Raw genomic sequence first — 14,070 nt, forward strand, 5'->3', positions numbered from 1 at the left:
AAGCAAAGATTTCTTCAAAGATCCAGAAAGAATTAGAAAATCTAGCGAAGAATACGAATCGTATCTAAAATAAGACAAGCTAAAACCGACCTAGCTAAAGCTAAGGTCGGTTTATTTTATAAGTCATCTTCAATAATTGATGATTTTGAGTAGGCTGTTACTTTTGCTTCGAAGAAGTCTGTCTTTACTCCGTTTGGATCTGAGTATTCGTCTACCCATTTCATGGATTCTGGTATTTCCTTATAGCCTTGGTAAAGTGGCTCAAGCCCCAAGCCCTTGGCTCTAAGATTACCCAGATATTTGATATAATCTTCTATCATCTTCTCGTTAAGTCCAGCTATACTATTACCTATAGAGTATTTTCCCCAGGCGATTTCTTGCTCTACACCTTCTTTTAGCATTTCTCTATAGTAGTTTTGTAATTCAGGAACAAAGAGGTCTTCTCTTTCCTTCTTAAGGTCATTTATAAGAGATCTAAAGAGCCAGAGGTGGGTATTTTCGTCTCTGTTGATGTATCTTATCTCTTGGACCGTCCCTGGCATCTTGCCGTTTCTTCCAAGATTGTAGAAGAAGGAGAAGCCTGAGTAGAAATAGATTCCTTCTAGAATATAGTTTGCTATAAGGACTTTCATAAACCTAAATTCGTCGTCATTTTCCAAGAATTCGTTGTATTGGTCTCCTATAAACTCATTTCTCTTAAGGAGATGCTCATCTTCCTTCCAGAGGTAGAGGATTCTTGTTCTTTCTTCTGGAGAACAAATCGTATCCAGGATGTAGGAATATGATTGTGAGTGGATTGATTCTTGGTAGGTTTGAATTGACAAGCAAAGATTGATTTCATTTGCTGTAATGTAGGTTTGTAGGTTTGGTAGGTTAGCTGTTTGGATTGAATCAAGATAGGTTAGGAAGGAGAGAATCCTGTCGAAGGCCTTCTTCTCGTGCTTATCAAGCTTCCTATAGTCCTTGATGTCTTGGTTTAAGTTGATCTCTTCTGGTATCCAGAAGTTATTCATGGCTTGTCTGTACCAATCGCTAGTCCAAGTATATTTAAGGTTGTTAAAATCGTTTAGGTTGGTGGTGTTCCCTTGGATTATTTTTCTCTTAGATAGGTCAATATCCCCATCTTCATTGAAAATACCACGCTTGTTAACTTCCTTTTTTTTGCTATCTTCCATTGTTTACTCCTTATAAGATTGACTGAACAATTGATGCAATTATGGCAAGAACAATGCTTGCTATAACTAAACTTCCTAAGTGACTGTCTATATACGCCCCATCTACAAATTTGAAGGCAAGATACAAGACAAAGGCATTGATGACTAGGTTGAACAAACCTAGAGTCAAAAATGTGATAGGAAAAGATAAAAACTGCAAAATTGGCTGAACTACCTTTTGTAAAAGTGTTAGAACAATTGCAGTAAGAACAAGGGCAACTGGTTTATCGAATGAAATGTGTGAAATGAAGTTACTCATAAGCCAAAGAGCAACAGCATTTGCTATAAATAGTACCATAAAATCTCCTTTACATATTTTATATTATTATATTAGAAGAAAAAATAAGGGCAAGATTGGAAATTTTCATTTTTCTGGTAAGCTGATTAAAAAGGAGAAATCCATGATTTTTATTAGCGGAATTTTGTATATATTATTAGTCGTCTTGGGCTTTTTTGTAGAGATTAATAACTATATTCTTATAGCTATGATCTTTATTTTTGCTATAAGTCTATTCAAGGAAAGAGAGCTTCTAAGAGGTGTGGGAAGTATTAAGACTAAAATAATATCTATAATCTTTCTTATAATCTTGATATTTATTCTTTCCCTAATCCAAGAAAATTTGGCAATTACAAATTACAGCTTCATAAATAATGACAATAAAATAGCTTATTCCTATCTAATAGTCTCTTATCTAGTCTTGACAGCCCTTATAGAAACTAGAAAGAGCTTAAAGTAAAAAATACCAAAAAGTCGATTAAATCCCGGCTTTTTGGTATTTTTAAATTCTAATCTTTAGAATACTCTATTTAATTTTAGCTTGCGCATGAGTCGCATTCTTCAACTTCTTGGCTCTTTCCTCTAACATAATAGATAGACTTAACTCCAGCTTCCCATGCGGTTATATAGATATTTAATAACTGTCTCATGGTGTATTCTGTGGTTATATAGATATTTACTGATTGGGCTTGGTCTATGTGCTTTTGTCTTACTCCAGCCATACGCATAGATATGTTTTGGTCTATGTCGTGGGCATTTTCGTAAAGCCAGAAGGTCTTTGTTGTAAGTCCTGGGGCAACCCTTGGAACTATGGCTCCCTTTTTTTCTTCTAGGAAGTAACGGCTCATAATTGGGTCAACTCCTGCTGATGTACCTGAGATGATTGATGTTGATCCTGTTGGAGCTATGGCCATTAGATAGCCATTTCTTAATCCATTTTCCTTAACATCAGCCCTTAACTTCTCCCATCTTTCACTCTTGTAATCTCTTAGGTCAAAGTAAGCACCAGTCTCCCAGTCGCTTCCTTCAAAGCATGAATAGGCTCCCTTTTCCTTGGCAATTTCCATGGATTCCTTGATGGCGTAGAAGTTTATATCTTCGTAGACCCTATCTACAAATTCACCATGGGCCTTCTCGTTTTGCCAGCTTATGTCGTTTTTGACTAGCATGTGATGGTAGCCACTTGTTCCTAGTCCTATCGCCCTGTATTTTTTGTTGGTTACCTTGGCATATGGGGTTGGGTAGTAGTTTAGGTCGATTACATTATCAAGGGCCCTTACAACTGTTCTTACAGTCTCTTCAAGCTCTGCACTATTATTTACATCGACCTTTCCTAGGGTTAGACTTGCCAGGTTACATTCTACGAAATCGCCCGGTTTTGTCTTGTTTACTATGATTGTATCCCCATTTTCATCGACTATTTCTGTTGAGATTGACTCTGATGAACTCATGTTTTGGGCGATTTCTGTACATAGGTTTGATGAATAGATCATTCCCATATGCTTGTTTGGATTTAGTCTATTTACTGCATCCCTGTTGAAGACAAATGGTGTTCCAGTTTCTGTCCATGATTTTATGAGAAGTCTTACCATATCTTTGACAGACATAGTCCTCCTAGAGATATCCTTATCTGCCACGAGCTTATTGTAGAATTCTTCGAATTCTTCACCGTAGGTGTCCTCTAGGGCCTTGCCGTATTTTTTCTCTACTTCGTGAGGGTCAAACATATGCCAGTCGGCATTTATATCATCACGGGTTAGTCTCCAGAAAAGATCTGGAACGCATACTCCAGGGAAGACATCATGGGCTTTCATCCTGTCATCTCCATTGTTTGTCCTAAGTCCCATAAATTCTGGTATATCCTTATGCCAAATATCTAGATAGACTGCGACAGCCCCTTGTCTTACTCCGAGTTGGTCTACTGCTACAGCTGTGTCGTTGGCAAGTCTTATCCAACGGATAACTCCACCAGCAACTCCCTCAAAGCCACGTATGTCTGAGCCGTTTGCTCTTACCTTTCCAAAGTAGAGACCCATTCCTCCACCGTGTTTTGAGACTTCAGCAAAGTTTGTGACAGAACGATATATTCCCTTTAGGGTATCTGGAACTGTATCTATAAAGCATGAGGATAGTTGGTTAAATGGCTTTCTAGCATTGGTCATAGTAGGGGTTGCCATAGTCGCCTTGAGTGTTGAAAGGATATCGTACAATCTTTTAGCAAATTCTATCTTATCCTTCTCGGGAATTGCAAGATGCATGGCGATTCCCATAAACATCTCTTGTACATTTTCTAGGATATCTCCCTTGTGGCTTTTGATTAGGTATCTTTTTCTTACTAAATCAAGTCCTGAATAGGTAAAGATCTTATCTCTAGAAAAGTCCATATAGGCTTCTAACTCGTCTATCTCTTCTGCTGTATAGTTTTCTAGAATGTAAGATCCATAGAGTCCTTCTTCTGTTAGAAATTCTATCTTAGATTTGAAATCAAAAAGTTCGTATCTTTCTTCACTTTTTTCTATCTCATAGCTAATCTCTTGCATGAGAAAACGTGCTGCTATTATCTCCCAATCAGGGGCTTCCTTGCTGGTAAGCTCGCTTGCAGCTCTAGTTATAGCCTTAAGCATATCCTCTTCTGTCATATTTGCCTTGAGGAAGGATTCGAATTTAAAAAAGAGAGATTCTATTGGGTATCTTTGATTATCAAATTCTGCTTGAACTTCTGTTATTATATTGAGAATATTTTTATCATCTATATATTTGGAGAAGTCTCCTAAAACTTTTCTGTCCATATTGTGCTTGGCACGGTAGAGGATAAATGATTTTACCTCTCTGTAGTAATTCTCATCAATTAGGGTAAGCTCTACCAAGTCTTGGACTTCCTCAACTGTAACTGTGTGGTCAGCTGGATACTTTTCCTTGATTGTATTTTCTATCTTTGAGGAAATTTTCCTGAGATCTTCCTCGCTTATCATACTATCAACAGAGTAGAAGGCCTTAGCAATTGCTTTTTCAATTTTTTCTCTCTCAAAATCAGCCCTGGTACCATCTCTTTTAATAATTTCCATCTTATCTCCTTAATCTCTCCTAAACAAATAACAATTGTATATCAACTAATATCGACTTTTCTCTTTTCTAAAATAAATCTATTATCTCTAGGACTTTGGTATAAGTTAAGCTTGGCCTAGAAATTTGTAGTTACTTTATCAAAAGTCTAATACTAGATGTAGTATCTTTATCTTATAATCGTCTATTATCATACCATATATTGTGGTTTTTCAAAACAATAAAAAACAGCATAAATTAGCGATTTTTGTAATTCATGCTGGTTTTTGCAATTATTTTTTCTAAATTTTATAGATTTTCTCCGTACAAATGATTGAAGATTTCTTCCTTAACTACTGTTGTATCGAGAAGTATATCAAAGAGTCCTTGTTTCTTGGGACTAAGACCAACGATTAGATAAAGGATTTTAAATTTATTTAAGACAAATCTCCCGCAAATTTCTCTAATGATTATTTGAGAGAAAGTTAGCTTATCACTTGTTAATGAAATTACCCTAAGACCTAAAATCATCTTGCCAAGGGTCCTTCCTCTTGTAAAAAGTGTCATCAAGGTAAAGTAGGCCAAAGTAATTACTGTGCTAAGAACTTCCCCTAGGCTAAAACTTAGAAGTCTCGTCTCCATATCTAAGGGCAAGAATACTTTTAGAATTGTAAATATTCCTCCTACAACTAGCATATCTATAAGAAAGGCCACAAGTCTTAGGAAAAATCCCGCGTAAGCAAAGCGGTAGTCTTTCTCTCTAAAAGGAATTTTAACTTCAGTCATTGTAATCACCATACAAATACATTGGCCTTGGTCCTTCATTTTTCATTAATTTATCAAGTATTGCAAGGTCGGATTCGCTTTTCTTAAGGTCTGTGACTTTTGAAAATATTGATGAGAAAGATCCCATAATATTTTCATTTCTTATTACCATTGGATCTTCTAAGTCATTTTCACTTGCCATATCTCCTATAGCAGAATCGAGATCGCCGATTTTATCAACTAGTCCATTTGATAGGGCCTGGCTACCATCGTATACCCTACCGTCGGCGAGCTTTCTAACTTCTCTTTCAGAAAGATTGCGCCCTTCTGCCACGATTTTTACAAATCTATCAAAGGCTGAATCTACAAGTCCTTGGAAGTATTCTTTTTCTTCCTTGCTCATATCTCTTCCTTGGCTTCCTGCATCTTTCATCTTGCCTGTTGTTATATTTTGCTCTTTAATTCCATACTTTTCAAAAAGTCCCTGGAGGGAGTAGGATTGGATGATTACTCCGATCGATCCTGTCCAAGTCTCATTTGATGCGTAGATCCTATCAGTTGGGGCTGATATATAATAGCCTCCGCTTGCTGCCATCTCACGCATTACAGTATATACAGGCTTTTGTGCTTCTTTTAGGGCCTTAATTTCATTTGCAATTCTCTCTGAGGCATAAACTGACCCTCCTGGAGAGTTTACATTTAGGATTACTCCTTTAATTTGTGGATCTTCCTTAGCTTTTTTTAACTCATCTACTATGAAGTCATTGGCATCGTTTGATTGGATTACTCCATCGACATCTACGACCTTAATTTTCTCCTTAGGGTTTGTCCCTTGGATGACTTCTTCTGTATAGTTAGAAAAGTCCGAAAAGTTTTTCATGTACTTATCTTTTATATTTTGCTCTACTTCCTTGTCCTTATCCTTAGCAAATACCGAAACCACTAAGACTAGGGCGGTTATAGCCAAGGCTATCCATTTTTTTGCGTTATTTTTCATAAATCTCCTCTTAATTTAATTTCTCTTTTCTTTATCAGTATAACATAAAGCTTCATGTCTGTTAAGTTGTAGATTAAATTGCTTTTTTATCCAACTTTAAGTACAATGTTAGAGCATCACAAGTATCGTTAACACTTAGATACATTGTTAATGTATAGCTCCTTATGGAGCTATTTACATAAATCTGGGCTCACTTGAGGCCCTTTTTCTTTTGCTAATTTTACGAGCATTGAAACTGCTTCGTCAAGGAGCTCTTCTATGGAAGGCTTTTCTTTAGAAACTATTAGGGTATTGCAACAATCAAATGGGATTAGGATTCTCGTAGCAGGCGATTTTCCAATAGACTTAGCTATCTTCTTGCTTATTTCCCCATGAAGAGAATTCGTTATAACTATTCCTGTAGTTGCCAATATATAATCACAGTCCTTGACATTTACGACAATAGCATTCTCACCAGTCGCAATTATATCAGCTCCAGCCTTTTTCATAGCCTTACTAGAAAAATAATTAGTTCCCAAGCCATAGACTACAGCTCCTAGATTTTCTTTTTTAATTTTACTTACAAGGCTTGCACCTATTGAGCCTCCTTGACCATCAATTACTACTATCTTCATATTCTCCTCCTTTTAATATTTTATCATAAGCTTAGTTCTTGACCTAGCTTTTTTTATATGTTAAGATAAATTTGTTAGTATGAAGCTAAATTTTTTTAAAATACCATGAGGGTTTAGGGATTCCTATGCCCTTTTTTATTTGTAGAGTTTATATAGTAGAGTTTATATAAAAGAAAGGATTATTATGGATATAGATAAAACAAAAAAAGAAAAACTCGATAATATAGTAAAAGATCTCCTCAAGGAGAAATTTGTCCTAGCATTTTCCGGTGGTGTCGACTCATCTTTGATCTTAAAGATTGCAAGTATGTATAGAGAAGAGAGAAACGATGTAGTTGCAATAATGTACAACACTAATACCACTCCAGATGGAGATCTAGAAAATGCTCAAAGCCTAGCTAGAGATATGGATGTTGAACTTAAAGTAGTAGACATAGATGTTTTCGATAATGAATATATCAAAAATAATACTATAGACAGATGCTATCACTGCAAAAGCTTCCTATTTGAGCAAGCTTTCAAACTTAAAGACGAACTAGGCTATAAGTATGTAGTCGATGGATCAAATTTAGATGATAAGAAAGTGTTCAGACCAGGAGTTAGAGCTCTTAATGACAAAGGAGTCGTAAGCCCACTTGAAATGGCAGGATTTAGCAAAAATATGGTAAGAGCATACGCAAAGGAATTAAATTTATCAGTTTATAAAAGACCTTCTGCCCCTTGTCTTGCTACTAGATTCCCTTACAATCATTTAATAGATACAGATAAGTTTGAGGCTATAAATAAGGCAGAGACCTTCCTAAAAACTTTCGATCTTAAAAACGTCCGCCTAAGAGTATATGGAGATAATACAAGAATAGAAGTTGATAGGGATGATTTTGATAAAATTTTCCCTCACATAGATGAGATTGTAAAAAAATTAAAGGGACTAGGTTTCACCTATATAAACCTTGATCTTGAAGGTTATAGGTCAGGATCAATGGATGAAGTAGTTGATGAAGAAGAAAAGATTAAGCTTAATCCATGGTTAGCAAATGAACGATAAAGAATTTTTAGAAAATATTAAAAACGGCAAGATGACAATCGATGAGGGCTTAGCATATCTAAAGGACTTTAATTTTAAGGATATAGATATAGCAAAGCTCGACTTTCAAAGAAAAAACAGGAGGGGATTTCCTGAAACGATCTTCTGCCAGGGCAAGGAGGACTTTGCCTTGGTGGAAATCTTTAAGGCCTTTGCCGAAAGACGTGAATCAGTCATAGGTACTAGGGCAAGTAAAGATCAATACGCACTTGTGAAAAGAGAAATTCCTCAAGCAAAGTATGACCCTACAGCAAGGATCATCTCCCTAGAATATGAAAGTCTCCCTCAAATAGGAAATATTGCAATTTGCACAGGAGGAACAGCAGATCTTTTCGTAGCAGAAGAGGCCGCTCTTACGGCAGAGTTTTTTGGAGCTAGGGTAAGCCGCTTCTACGATGTTGGAGTATCTGGTCTTCACAGGATGTTAAATAAAATTGACGAGATTAAAAAAGCTAATGTGATAATTGCAATAGCAGGCATGGAAGGGGCCCTTGCCACCGTCCTTGCAGGCCTTGTCGATAAGCCAATTATAGCAGTGCCAACTTCTATTGGCTATGGGGCAAGCTTTAATGGTATATCTGCCCTACTTACAATGCTTTCGACTTGTGCAGAAGGAATCTCTGTAGTGAATATTGACAATGGCTACGGAGCAGCCTATGCTGCTTGCCAAATAAATAAACTAATAGAGGAGAAATAAATGGACTTATATTTTGAAATGTATTCTGGAATAGCTGGAGATATGACAATTGGAGCTCTCCTGGACCTTGGCGCAAGTCGAGAAAAGCTAATAGAAGCGATCGATTCACTTGGGATTGATGGCTATAAGCTAGTCTTTGATAGGGCCTTAAAAAGTGGAATCGATGCTTATAACTTTGATGTAATCTTAGAAAATGATAATCATGGTGAAAATCACAAGCACAGCCATGAAGGCCACGACCACCATCATCATGAAGATCACGATCACGACCATAGCCACGATCACCACCATCATCATGACCATCATCACGACCATGACCACCACTCTCACAGCCATGTTCATAGAAATATCTCTGATATAGAAAAAATTATCAAGGGCTCAGACGTACTTTCAGAAAAAGTAAAGAAAGATGCCCTAGGGATTTTTGATATCATAGCAGAAGCTGAATCCAAGGCCCACGGGATAGATAAAAACGAAGTCCACTTCCACGAAGTAGGGGCTATCGACTCCATCATAGATATAGTGGGAGTAACAGTGCTACTAGAAGATCTCGGTGTCGAAAATATATATTTTTCCAAGCTATTTGAAGGATGTGGCATGCAAAAATGTGCCCATGGGTTTATGCCAATCCCGGTTCCAGCAGTAGCAAATATCTTGAAGGATTCAAATATTAGCCTCAATATCATAGATGACTACGGCGAGCACGTAACTCCAACTGGAGCTGCTATAGTTAAATATTTTTCTACAGGAGAAGATGTCAAAGAGTTTGCAATCAAAAAAATCGGTCTTGGTGCAGGCAACAAGGACTTTGAGAAGTCTACTAATGTCCTAAGGGTAATGGAGATAGAAAATCCTAAAAAAAAAAGCCTAATCTTAGCAGAGACTAACATAGATGATGCTACAGGGGAAGTTTTAGGCTTTGTCATGGACAAATTAATGGAAGTTGCTAGGGACTCTTTCTACACTCCAATTTTCATGAAGAAAAACCGTCCAGCCTACAAGCTTTCCGTCCTTTGTGATAAGGAAAAGATCGAAGAAGTCGAAGATATAATCTTTGCCAACACTACATCAATAGGAATTAGAAAAATAGAAGTCGATAGGTCCATCCTAGATAGACAGATGATCGCAATAGAGTATAAGGGCCTAAAACTTTTCTTTAAGAAAGTATATCACAAGGATTCTTCCTACATATATCCAGAATATCAGTCAGCCAAAGACTTGGCGGAGAAAGAAAATATATCGATCAAAGAAGCCTTTGATAAAATGAAATCAATTTATGGAGAAAAATATGAAAAATAAGTTAAGAAACATATGTCTTATGATAATCTTCCTCCTAGTCCTTGCCTCTTGTGGAGGAAATAAGGAAGAGGAAAGCAAAACAAAAGCTAAGACAAAAAGTGAAGAAACAACAGAAGATAAGAGCGAGACCAAACTTGTAATTGAAGATGTATTAGGACGAAAGGTGGAGCTTGATAAGCCAATGGATAAGGTCATAATCCAAGGCTCAGGTTCTGGTGGTCCTTTTATGACTATGATGTATCTGGATAAGGAGAATTTCTATAAGAAAATCGCCGCCATGGATGACGGTATAAGACGCGATAGAAACGACCTCTACCAAAGGCTAGTAGATAAAATCCCCGAGCTAGATGATGTCAAAAGAGTAAGTAACTTCGCAGACAACGACTTTTCCCTTGAGGAGCTTCTATCTATAGATGCTGACGGAATTATCGCTCCAGTCTCCTACAAGGCCCAGCTAGATGCAATCGAAGATAAGATAGGCCTACCTATAATCTATGTAGACTATCACAACCAAGACTTCGACGATCACTTAAAGTCTACAGAAATTATAGCCAAGGTCACAGGGCTTGATGAAAACCTCGATAAGCTAAACGGCTTCTATAAGGAAAAAATCGACTCAATGAAAGAAAGACTTAAGGAAGCAAGCGATAAGCCAAGGATCTATCTGGAGCATGGCTATGAAGGAGAACATGCTTATGGTAACTCCTACGGCAACGAAATGATGTGGGGTAAGATCATAAACGATGCCGGTGGATACAATCTTACAGGAGAAGTACTTGGAGAAAGGGAAGCAACTCCAGTTTCTGAGGAGTTCGTCCTATCCCAAGATCCTGATATGATTTTCATCACTGGAGCAGAATGGGTTGAAAAGCCTGAGTCAATGAAGATGGGCTTCGGAATTAGCCCAGAAGATGTAAGTAAAAAGATTGATAAATATAAGACTAGGAATGGTTGGAAAGACTTGACCGCCATGAAGGAAAAAAATGTCTATGTCATAGGGCAAAACTTAGTAAGAGATATGTGTGACTTCTACGCCTACGAAACTCTCGCCAAGACTTTCCACCCAGAGCTTTTCAAAGATGTGGACCCAGAGGCTGATATGAAAGAATTTTACGAAAACTTCATGCCTATAGAATATCAAGGAACTTGGTTTAGCAAATATGAGTAAGAATAAAAAGATTCTTATCCTCGGCCTAATAAGCCTTCTCGTTTGTGCGATAGATTTATTCATTGGAGTAGGAGAGCTTGTTCCAAGAGACCTTCTAAGTCTAAACGATCTTCAAAGGACTATTCTTTTTAAGATCAGAATGCCAGAGATGGCTACCGCCCTTATTATCGGCATGATCTTAGGCCTTGCTGGGGCTTGTATGCAAACTATCCTAGACAATCCCCTAGCAAGTCCCTTTACCCTAGGGGTCTCCTCTGCCGCAGGTTTTGGGGCCTCCCTCTTTCTCCTTTTGGGTATATCGATTAATTTTATAGCCTTCGGGGCCATTGGCTTTGCCCTCATAGCTATAATCTTCGTCTATATAATATCAAGGAGAAACTTCGCCCACACAAGCTCAATGATTCTTGCTGGAATTTCCGTCAAATTTTTCTTTGACTCGCTTACAAGTCTAATGCAATACATATCAACTGATGAAACCCTCTCATCAATTGTCTTTTGGCTCTTTGGCTCTGTTTCAAACACCAAGCCAAAACAAATTGCGATTCTTTTCACAGCCTTCATCCTAGCCTTAATCCTAATCATCAAAGACAGTCACAAGCTTACTAGCCTAAGATTTGGAGAAGATAGGGCCAAAAGTCTGGGAGTAGATGTCAAAAGGCTAAAGATTAAGACCTTCATGATAGTATCGATTCTTTCATCAATCGGGGTAAGCTTTGCAGGAGTGATAGGCTTTATAGGCGTCATAGCCCCTCATTTATCGAGGAAAATCCTAGGAGAGGACCAAAGGTATTATCTAATAGGATCGAGCCTCATAGGGGCAATTCTTTTGGTATTTTCATCAGGTCTGTCCAAAATCGTAAAACCTGGCGCTATCCTTCCTATAGGAATTATAGCAAGTCTGGTTGGACTTCCTTTAATATTTATATTCTTTTTTGGAGGCAAAAATGATTGAAGCTAAAAACCTATCCATATCTTACGACAAAAAGGTAATAGATGATATTTCCTTTAAAATAGAAGAAGGCAAGATAAATATCCTCATGGGGAGAAACGGATCAGGCAAATCGACAATTCTAAATGCCATAAGCGGAATCAAAAGTTACGAGGGTGAGATAAAAACAGACGGAAAAGTTTCCTATCTTAATCAAAATATCAATTCAAAGGCAAGATTTACAGTATTCGAAACTATATTGCTTGGCAAGGTAGCTGATCTTTCCTTGAGAATTACGGACAGTGATAAAAAAGATGTCGAAAAAATCCTAGACTTATTGGATATCAGAAAATACAAGGATAAATATATTAATAGACTATCAGGAGGAGAAGTGCAGAAGGTCTTCATTGGCCAGGCCCTTGTAGCAAATCCCAAAATCCTCCTCCTAGACGAACCAGTAAGTGCTCTAGACCTCAAAAACCAATACGAGATTATGAGAATAATAAAAGATTTGACAGAGAGGTTAAATCTTACGACTTTAATAAGTCTCCACCAAATAGGCCTAATAGAAAAATTCGCAGATAATATCATACTAATCGACAATAAAAAAATCTACAGACAAGGTCCATCCAAGAAGGTCATGGATGAAGATATGTTTAAAGATATATTCGAAATGGAAACAGATATTAGAGACTTTGATGGAAATAGGCATATATATTTCAAGTAAAAAATCGGGAACTCAACCCGATTTTTTAAATTTCACAAAAGTATCATAGAAAATATATGCGCTGCAAAGCCTGCACATAGGCCGCCTATAGTGTGAGAAAGGATGGCGGAGCTTGTCATCTCCTTTGTATTTAGGGCATCCATCATGGCTATATGGGTAGATAGGTAGCCTGACCAGCACATACACATAGCAGTAAAAACTGCTATATCATTTCCCGTAACACTTACTCCCTGTGCAAATTCCTTTACCATACCTATAGCAGCACCAGCAGAGCCAAGGGCTGTAATAGGGACTGCTATGAAAGAATCACTAGAAAATCCAAAGATAGGACTTAGGATAAAGGATAATTTTTCTCCAAACCAAGGCAGAAAGGCAACTCCCTGGCCAATTTCTCCTGTATATCCGCTAGCTGGCATAGGATTTGTAAGAAGCATCACCATAGTACAGATTGTTATAACCCCAGGAATAATAGCAACTCCCATATCCACTCCGCGCTTTCCTCCATAAAGAATCGCCTCTATTGCACGAGATCCAAAAGAGCCTTCTCTTATCATCCTAGTTCCTTCAGGAATATTTTCTACATTTTTAATTTCTACCATATCCACAGTTCCGTAGTATTTTTTCGTAAATTTCAACATTATCCTAACTGAAACTACTGATCTCACAAAGGCTCCTAGGTTACCAATAAGAGAAGCCTTAACTGCTCCTTCTACAGGAAGGGAAAACATGGTTGTCGTCACAATAAGACCCATTCCAAAAGATGTGCCTAGATTGCATAGGGCTGGCATTTGAAATTTTCTAAAATATTTTTTGAAGTTATCTTCATCAGCAAGTGTTAGTATTGCAGGATTATCTGACAAATAGCAATTTAATATGCCCAGAGAAGAGGCTCCAGGTAGATTATAAATTGGTTTCATAATCTTAGATAAGAGGACATCCACCAAGGCAATAAAACCAAATTCTGAAAAAAGGCTAGATAAAGCACCTGCTATGACAGATATTCCCATTATGTAAAAACAAGTATCCATCAATAGCCTATAGGCCGTGTTCATTATAGTTGAGAGCATATTAGTAGGCCCCATAATATGCCCAATCCAGGAAAAGATACCAAAAAATATTATAATAAATATAAAATTCTCTAAACTTATATTTTTCTTATAGCTTCTGTTCATGATTACACCCCTTTACTTATCTGTGAAATCCCGATAATTAAATACCGACTTCTTATTTAAATCATATAATTTAAATAGATTTTAGT

Annotated in this window: 14 protein-coding genes; 7 read left to right on the forward strand and 7 right to left on the reverse strand. The window is 37.2% G+C overall.

Annotation, left to right across the window (positions count from 1 at the left end; genetic code table 11):
- Window positions 1-116 precede the first annotated feature (116 nt).
- A complete protein-coding gene (locus RCH56_RS06315) occupies window positions 117-1,175 on the reverse strand; it encodes a ribonucleotide-diphosphate reductase subunit beta (RefSeq protein WP_306484132.1) in 1,059 nt (352 codons plus the stop codon).
- 10 nt (window positions 1,176-1,185) lie between these two features.
- Complete coding sequence (locus RCH56_RS06320; protein WP_015778613.1) at window positions 1,186-1,512, reverse strand: phage holin family protein; 327 nt, start codon at window positions 1,510-1,512, stop codon at window positions 1,186-1,188.
- 103 nt (window positions 1,513-1,615) lie between these two features.
- Here RCH56_RS06320 and RCH56_RS06325 point away from each other — a divergent pair, with 103 nt between their 5' ends.
- Window positions 1,616-1,951, forward strand: coding sequence for a hypothetical protein (locus RCH56_RS06325; protein ID WP_306484133.1), 336 nt, complete (start codon window positions 1,616-1,618; stop codon window positions 1,949-1,951).
- A gap of 76 nt (window positions 1,952-2,027) precedes the next feature.
- Here the strand turns inward: RCH56_RS06325 and RCH56_RS06330 are convergent, their stop codons facing one another.
- From RCH56_RS06330 to RCH56_RS06345, 4 genes are all read right to left on the reverse strand, one after another.
- A complete protein-coding gene (locus tag RCH56_RS06330) occupies window positions 2,028-4,556 on the reverse strand; it encodes a ribonucleoside-diphosphate reductase subunit alpha (protein ID WP_306484134.1) in 2,529 nt (842 codons plus the stop codon).
- Between the two features lie 286 nt (window positions 4,557-4,842).
- Window positions 4,843-5,319, reverse strand: coding sequence for an RDD family protein (locus RCH56_RS06335; protein ID WP_306484135.1), 477 nt, complete (start codon window positions 5,317-5,319; stop codon window positions 4,843-4,845).
- A complete protein-coding gene (sppA, locus tag RCH56_RS06340; RefSeq protein WP_306484136.1) occupies window positions 5,312-6,295 on the reverse strand; it encodes a signal peptide peptidase SppA in 984 nt (327 codons plus the stop codon). Before sppA ends, RCH56_RS06335 begins: the two co-directional genes overlap by 8 nt.
- A gap of 170 nt (window positions 6,296-6,465) precedes the next feature.
- Window positions 6,466-6,909 (reverse strand): DUF3842 family protein, encoded by a 444-nt coding sequence (locus tag RCH56_RS06345; RefSeq protein ID WP_306484137.1) that lies wholly within the window; start codon window positions 6,907-6,909, stop codon window positions 6,466-6,468.
- Window positions 6,910-7,093: 184 nt separating this feature from the next.
- Between RCH56_RS06345 and larE the strand changes: the two genes are divergently transcribed.
- From larE to RCH56_RS06375, 6 genes are read left to right on the forward strand one after another with little or no spacing between them, the layout of a single operon-like run.
- The gene (gene larE, locus RCH56_RS06350; protein ID WP_306484138.1) at window positions 7,094-7,954 is read left to right on the forward strand and encodes an ATP-dependent sacrificial sulfur transferase LarE; all 861 of its coding nucleotides are present in this window, start codon (window positions 7,094-7,096) and stop codon (window positions 7,952-7,954) included.
- On the forward strand, window positions 7,944-8,690 hold the full coding sequence (gene larB, locus RCH56_RS06355; RefSeq protein ID WP_306484139.1) for a nickel pincer cofactor biosynthesis protein LarB: 747 nt from the start codon (window positions 7,944-7,946) through the stop codon (window positions 8,688-8,690). Before larE ends, larB begins: the two co-directional genes overlap by 11 nt.
- Window positions 8,691-9,989, forward strand: coding sequence for a nickel pincer cofactor biosynthesis protein LarC (gene larC / locus RCH56_RS06360; protein WP_306484140.1), 1,299 nt, complete (start codon window positions 8,691-8,693; stop codon window positions 9,987-9,989).
- The gene (locus tag RCH56_RS06365; RefSeq protein ID WP_306484141.1) at window positions 9,979-11,157 is read left to right on the forward strand and encodes an ABC transporter substrate-binding protein; all 1,179 of its coding nucleotides are present in this window, start codon (window positions 9,979-9,981) and stop codon (window positions 11,155-11,157) included. The genes larC and RCH56_RS06365 overlap by 11 nt, the downstream gene beginning before the upstream one ends.
- Complete coding sequence (locus RCH56_RS06370; RefSeq protein WP_306484142.1) at window positions 11,150-12,109, forward strand: iron ABC transporter permease; 960 nt, start codon at window positions 11,150-11,152, stop codon at window positions 12,107-12,109. The genes RCH56_RS06365 and RCH56_RS06370 overlap by 8 nt, the downstream gene beginning before the upstream one ends.
- On the forward strand, window positions 12,102-12,812 hold the full coding sequence (locus tag RCH56_RS06375; RefSeq protein WP_306484143.1) for an ABC transporter ATP-binding protein: 711 nt from the start codon (window positions 12,102-12,104) through the stop codon (window positions 12,810-12,812). Before RCH56_RS06370 ends, RCH56_RS06375 begins: the two co-directional genes overlap by 8 nt.
- Window positions 12,813-12,844: 32 nt before the next feature.
- Here the strand turns inward: RCH56_RS06375 and RCH56_RS06380 are convergent, their stop codons facing one another.
- Window positions 12,845-13,984: a hypothetical protein gene (locus RCH56_RS06380; protein ID WP_306484144.1), complete on the reverse strand. Its 1,140-nt coding sequence runs from the start codon at window positions 13,982-13,984 to the stop codon at window positions 12,845-12,847.
- Window positions 13,985-14,070: the final 86 nt, after the last annotated feature.

The organism is Anaerococcus sp., from assembly GCF_030825785.1.
Taxonomy (GTDB): domain Bacteria; phylum Bacillota; class Clostridia; order Tissierellales; family Peptoniphilaceae; genus Anaerococcus.

Coding starts and splice junctions, on each gene's coding strand:
- RCH56_RS06315 (WP_306484132.1), bottom strand. CDS start 1,175: ATGGAAGATAGCAAAAAAAAGGAAGTTAACAAGCGTGGTATTTTCAAT.
- RCH56_RS06320 (WP_015778613.1), bottom strand. CDS start 1,512: ATGGTACTATTTATAGCAAATGCTGTTGCTCTTTGGCTTATGAGTAAC.
- RCH56_RS06325 (WP_306484133.1), top strand. CDS start 1,616: ATGATTTTTATTAGCGGAATTTTGTATATATTATTAGTCGTCTTGGGC.
- RCH56_RS06330 (WP_306484134.1), bottom strand. CDS start 4,556: ATGGAAATTATTAAAAGAGATGGTACCAGGGCTGATTTTGAGAGAGAA.
- RCH56_RS06335 (WP_306484135.1), bottom strand. CDS start 5,319: ATGACTGAAGTTAAAATTCCTTTTAGAGAGAAAGACTACCGCTTTGCT.
- sppA (WP_306484136.1), bottom strand. CDS start 6,295: ATGAAAAATAACGCAAAAAAATGGATAGCCTTGGCTATAACCGCCCTA.
- RCH56_RS06345 (WP_306484137.1), bottom strand. CDS start 6,909: ATGAAGATAGTAGTAATTGATGGTCAAGGAGGCTCAATAGGTGCAAGC.
- larE (WP_306484138.1), top strand. CDS start 7,094: ATGGATATAGATAAAACAAAAAAAGAAAAACTCGATAATATAGTAAAA.
- larB (WP_306484139.1), top strand. CDS start 7,944: ATGAACGATAAAGAATTTTTAGAAAATATTAAAAACGGCAAGATGACA.
- larC (WP_306484140.1), top strand. CDS start 8,691: ATGGACTTATATTTTGAAATGTATTCTGGAATAGCTGGAGATATGACA.
- RCH56_RS06365 (WP_306484141.1), top strand. CDS start 9,979: ATGAAAAATAAGTTAAGAAACATATGTCTTATGATAATCTTCCTCCTA.
- RCH56_RS06370 (WP_306484142.1), top strand. CDS start 11,150: ATGAGTAAGAATAAAAAGATTCTTATCCTCGGCCTAATAAGCCTTCTC.
- RCH56_RS06375 (WP_306484143.1), top strand. CDS start 12,102: ATGATTGAAGCTAAAAACCTATCCATATCTTACGACAAAAAGGTAATA.
- RCH56_RS06380 (WP_306484144.1), bottom strand. CDS start 13,984: ATGAACAGAAGCTATAAGAAAAATATAAGTTTAGAGAATTTTATATTT.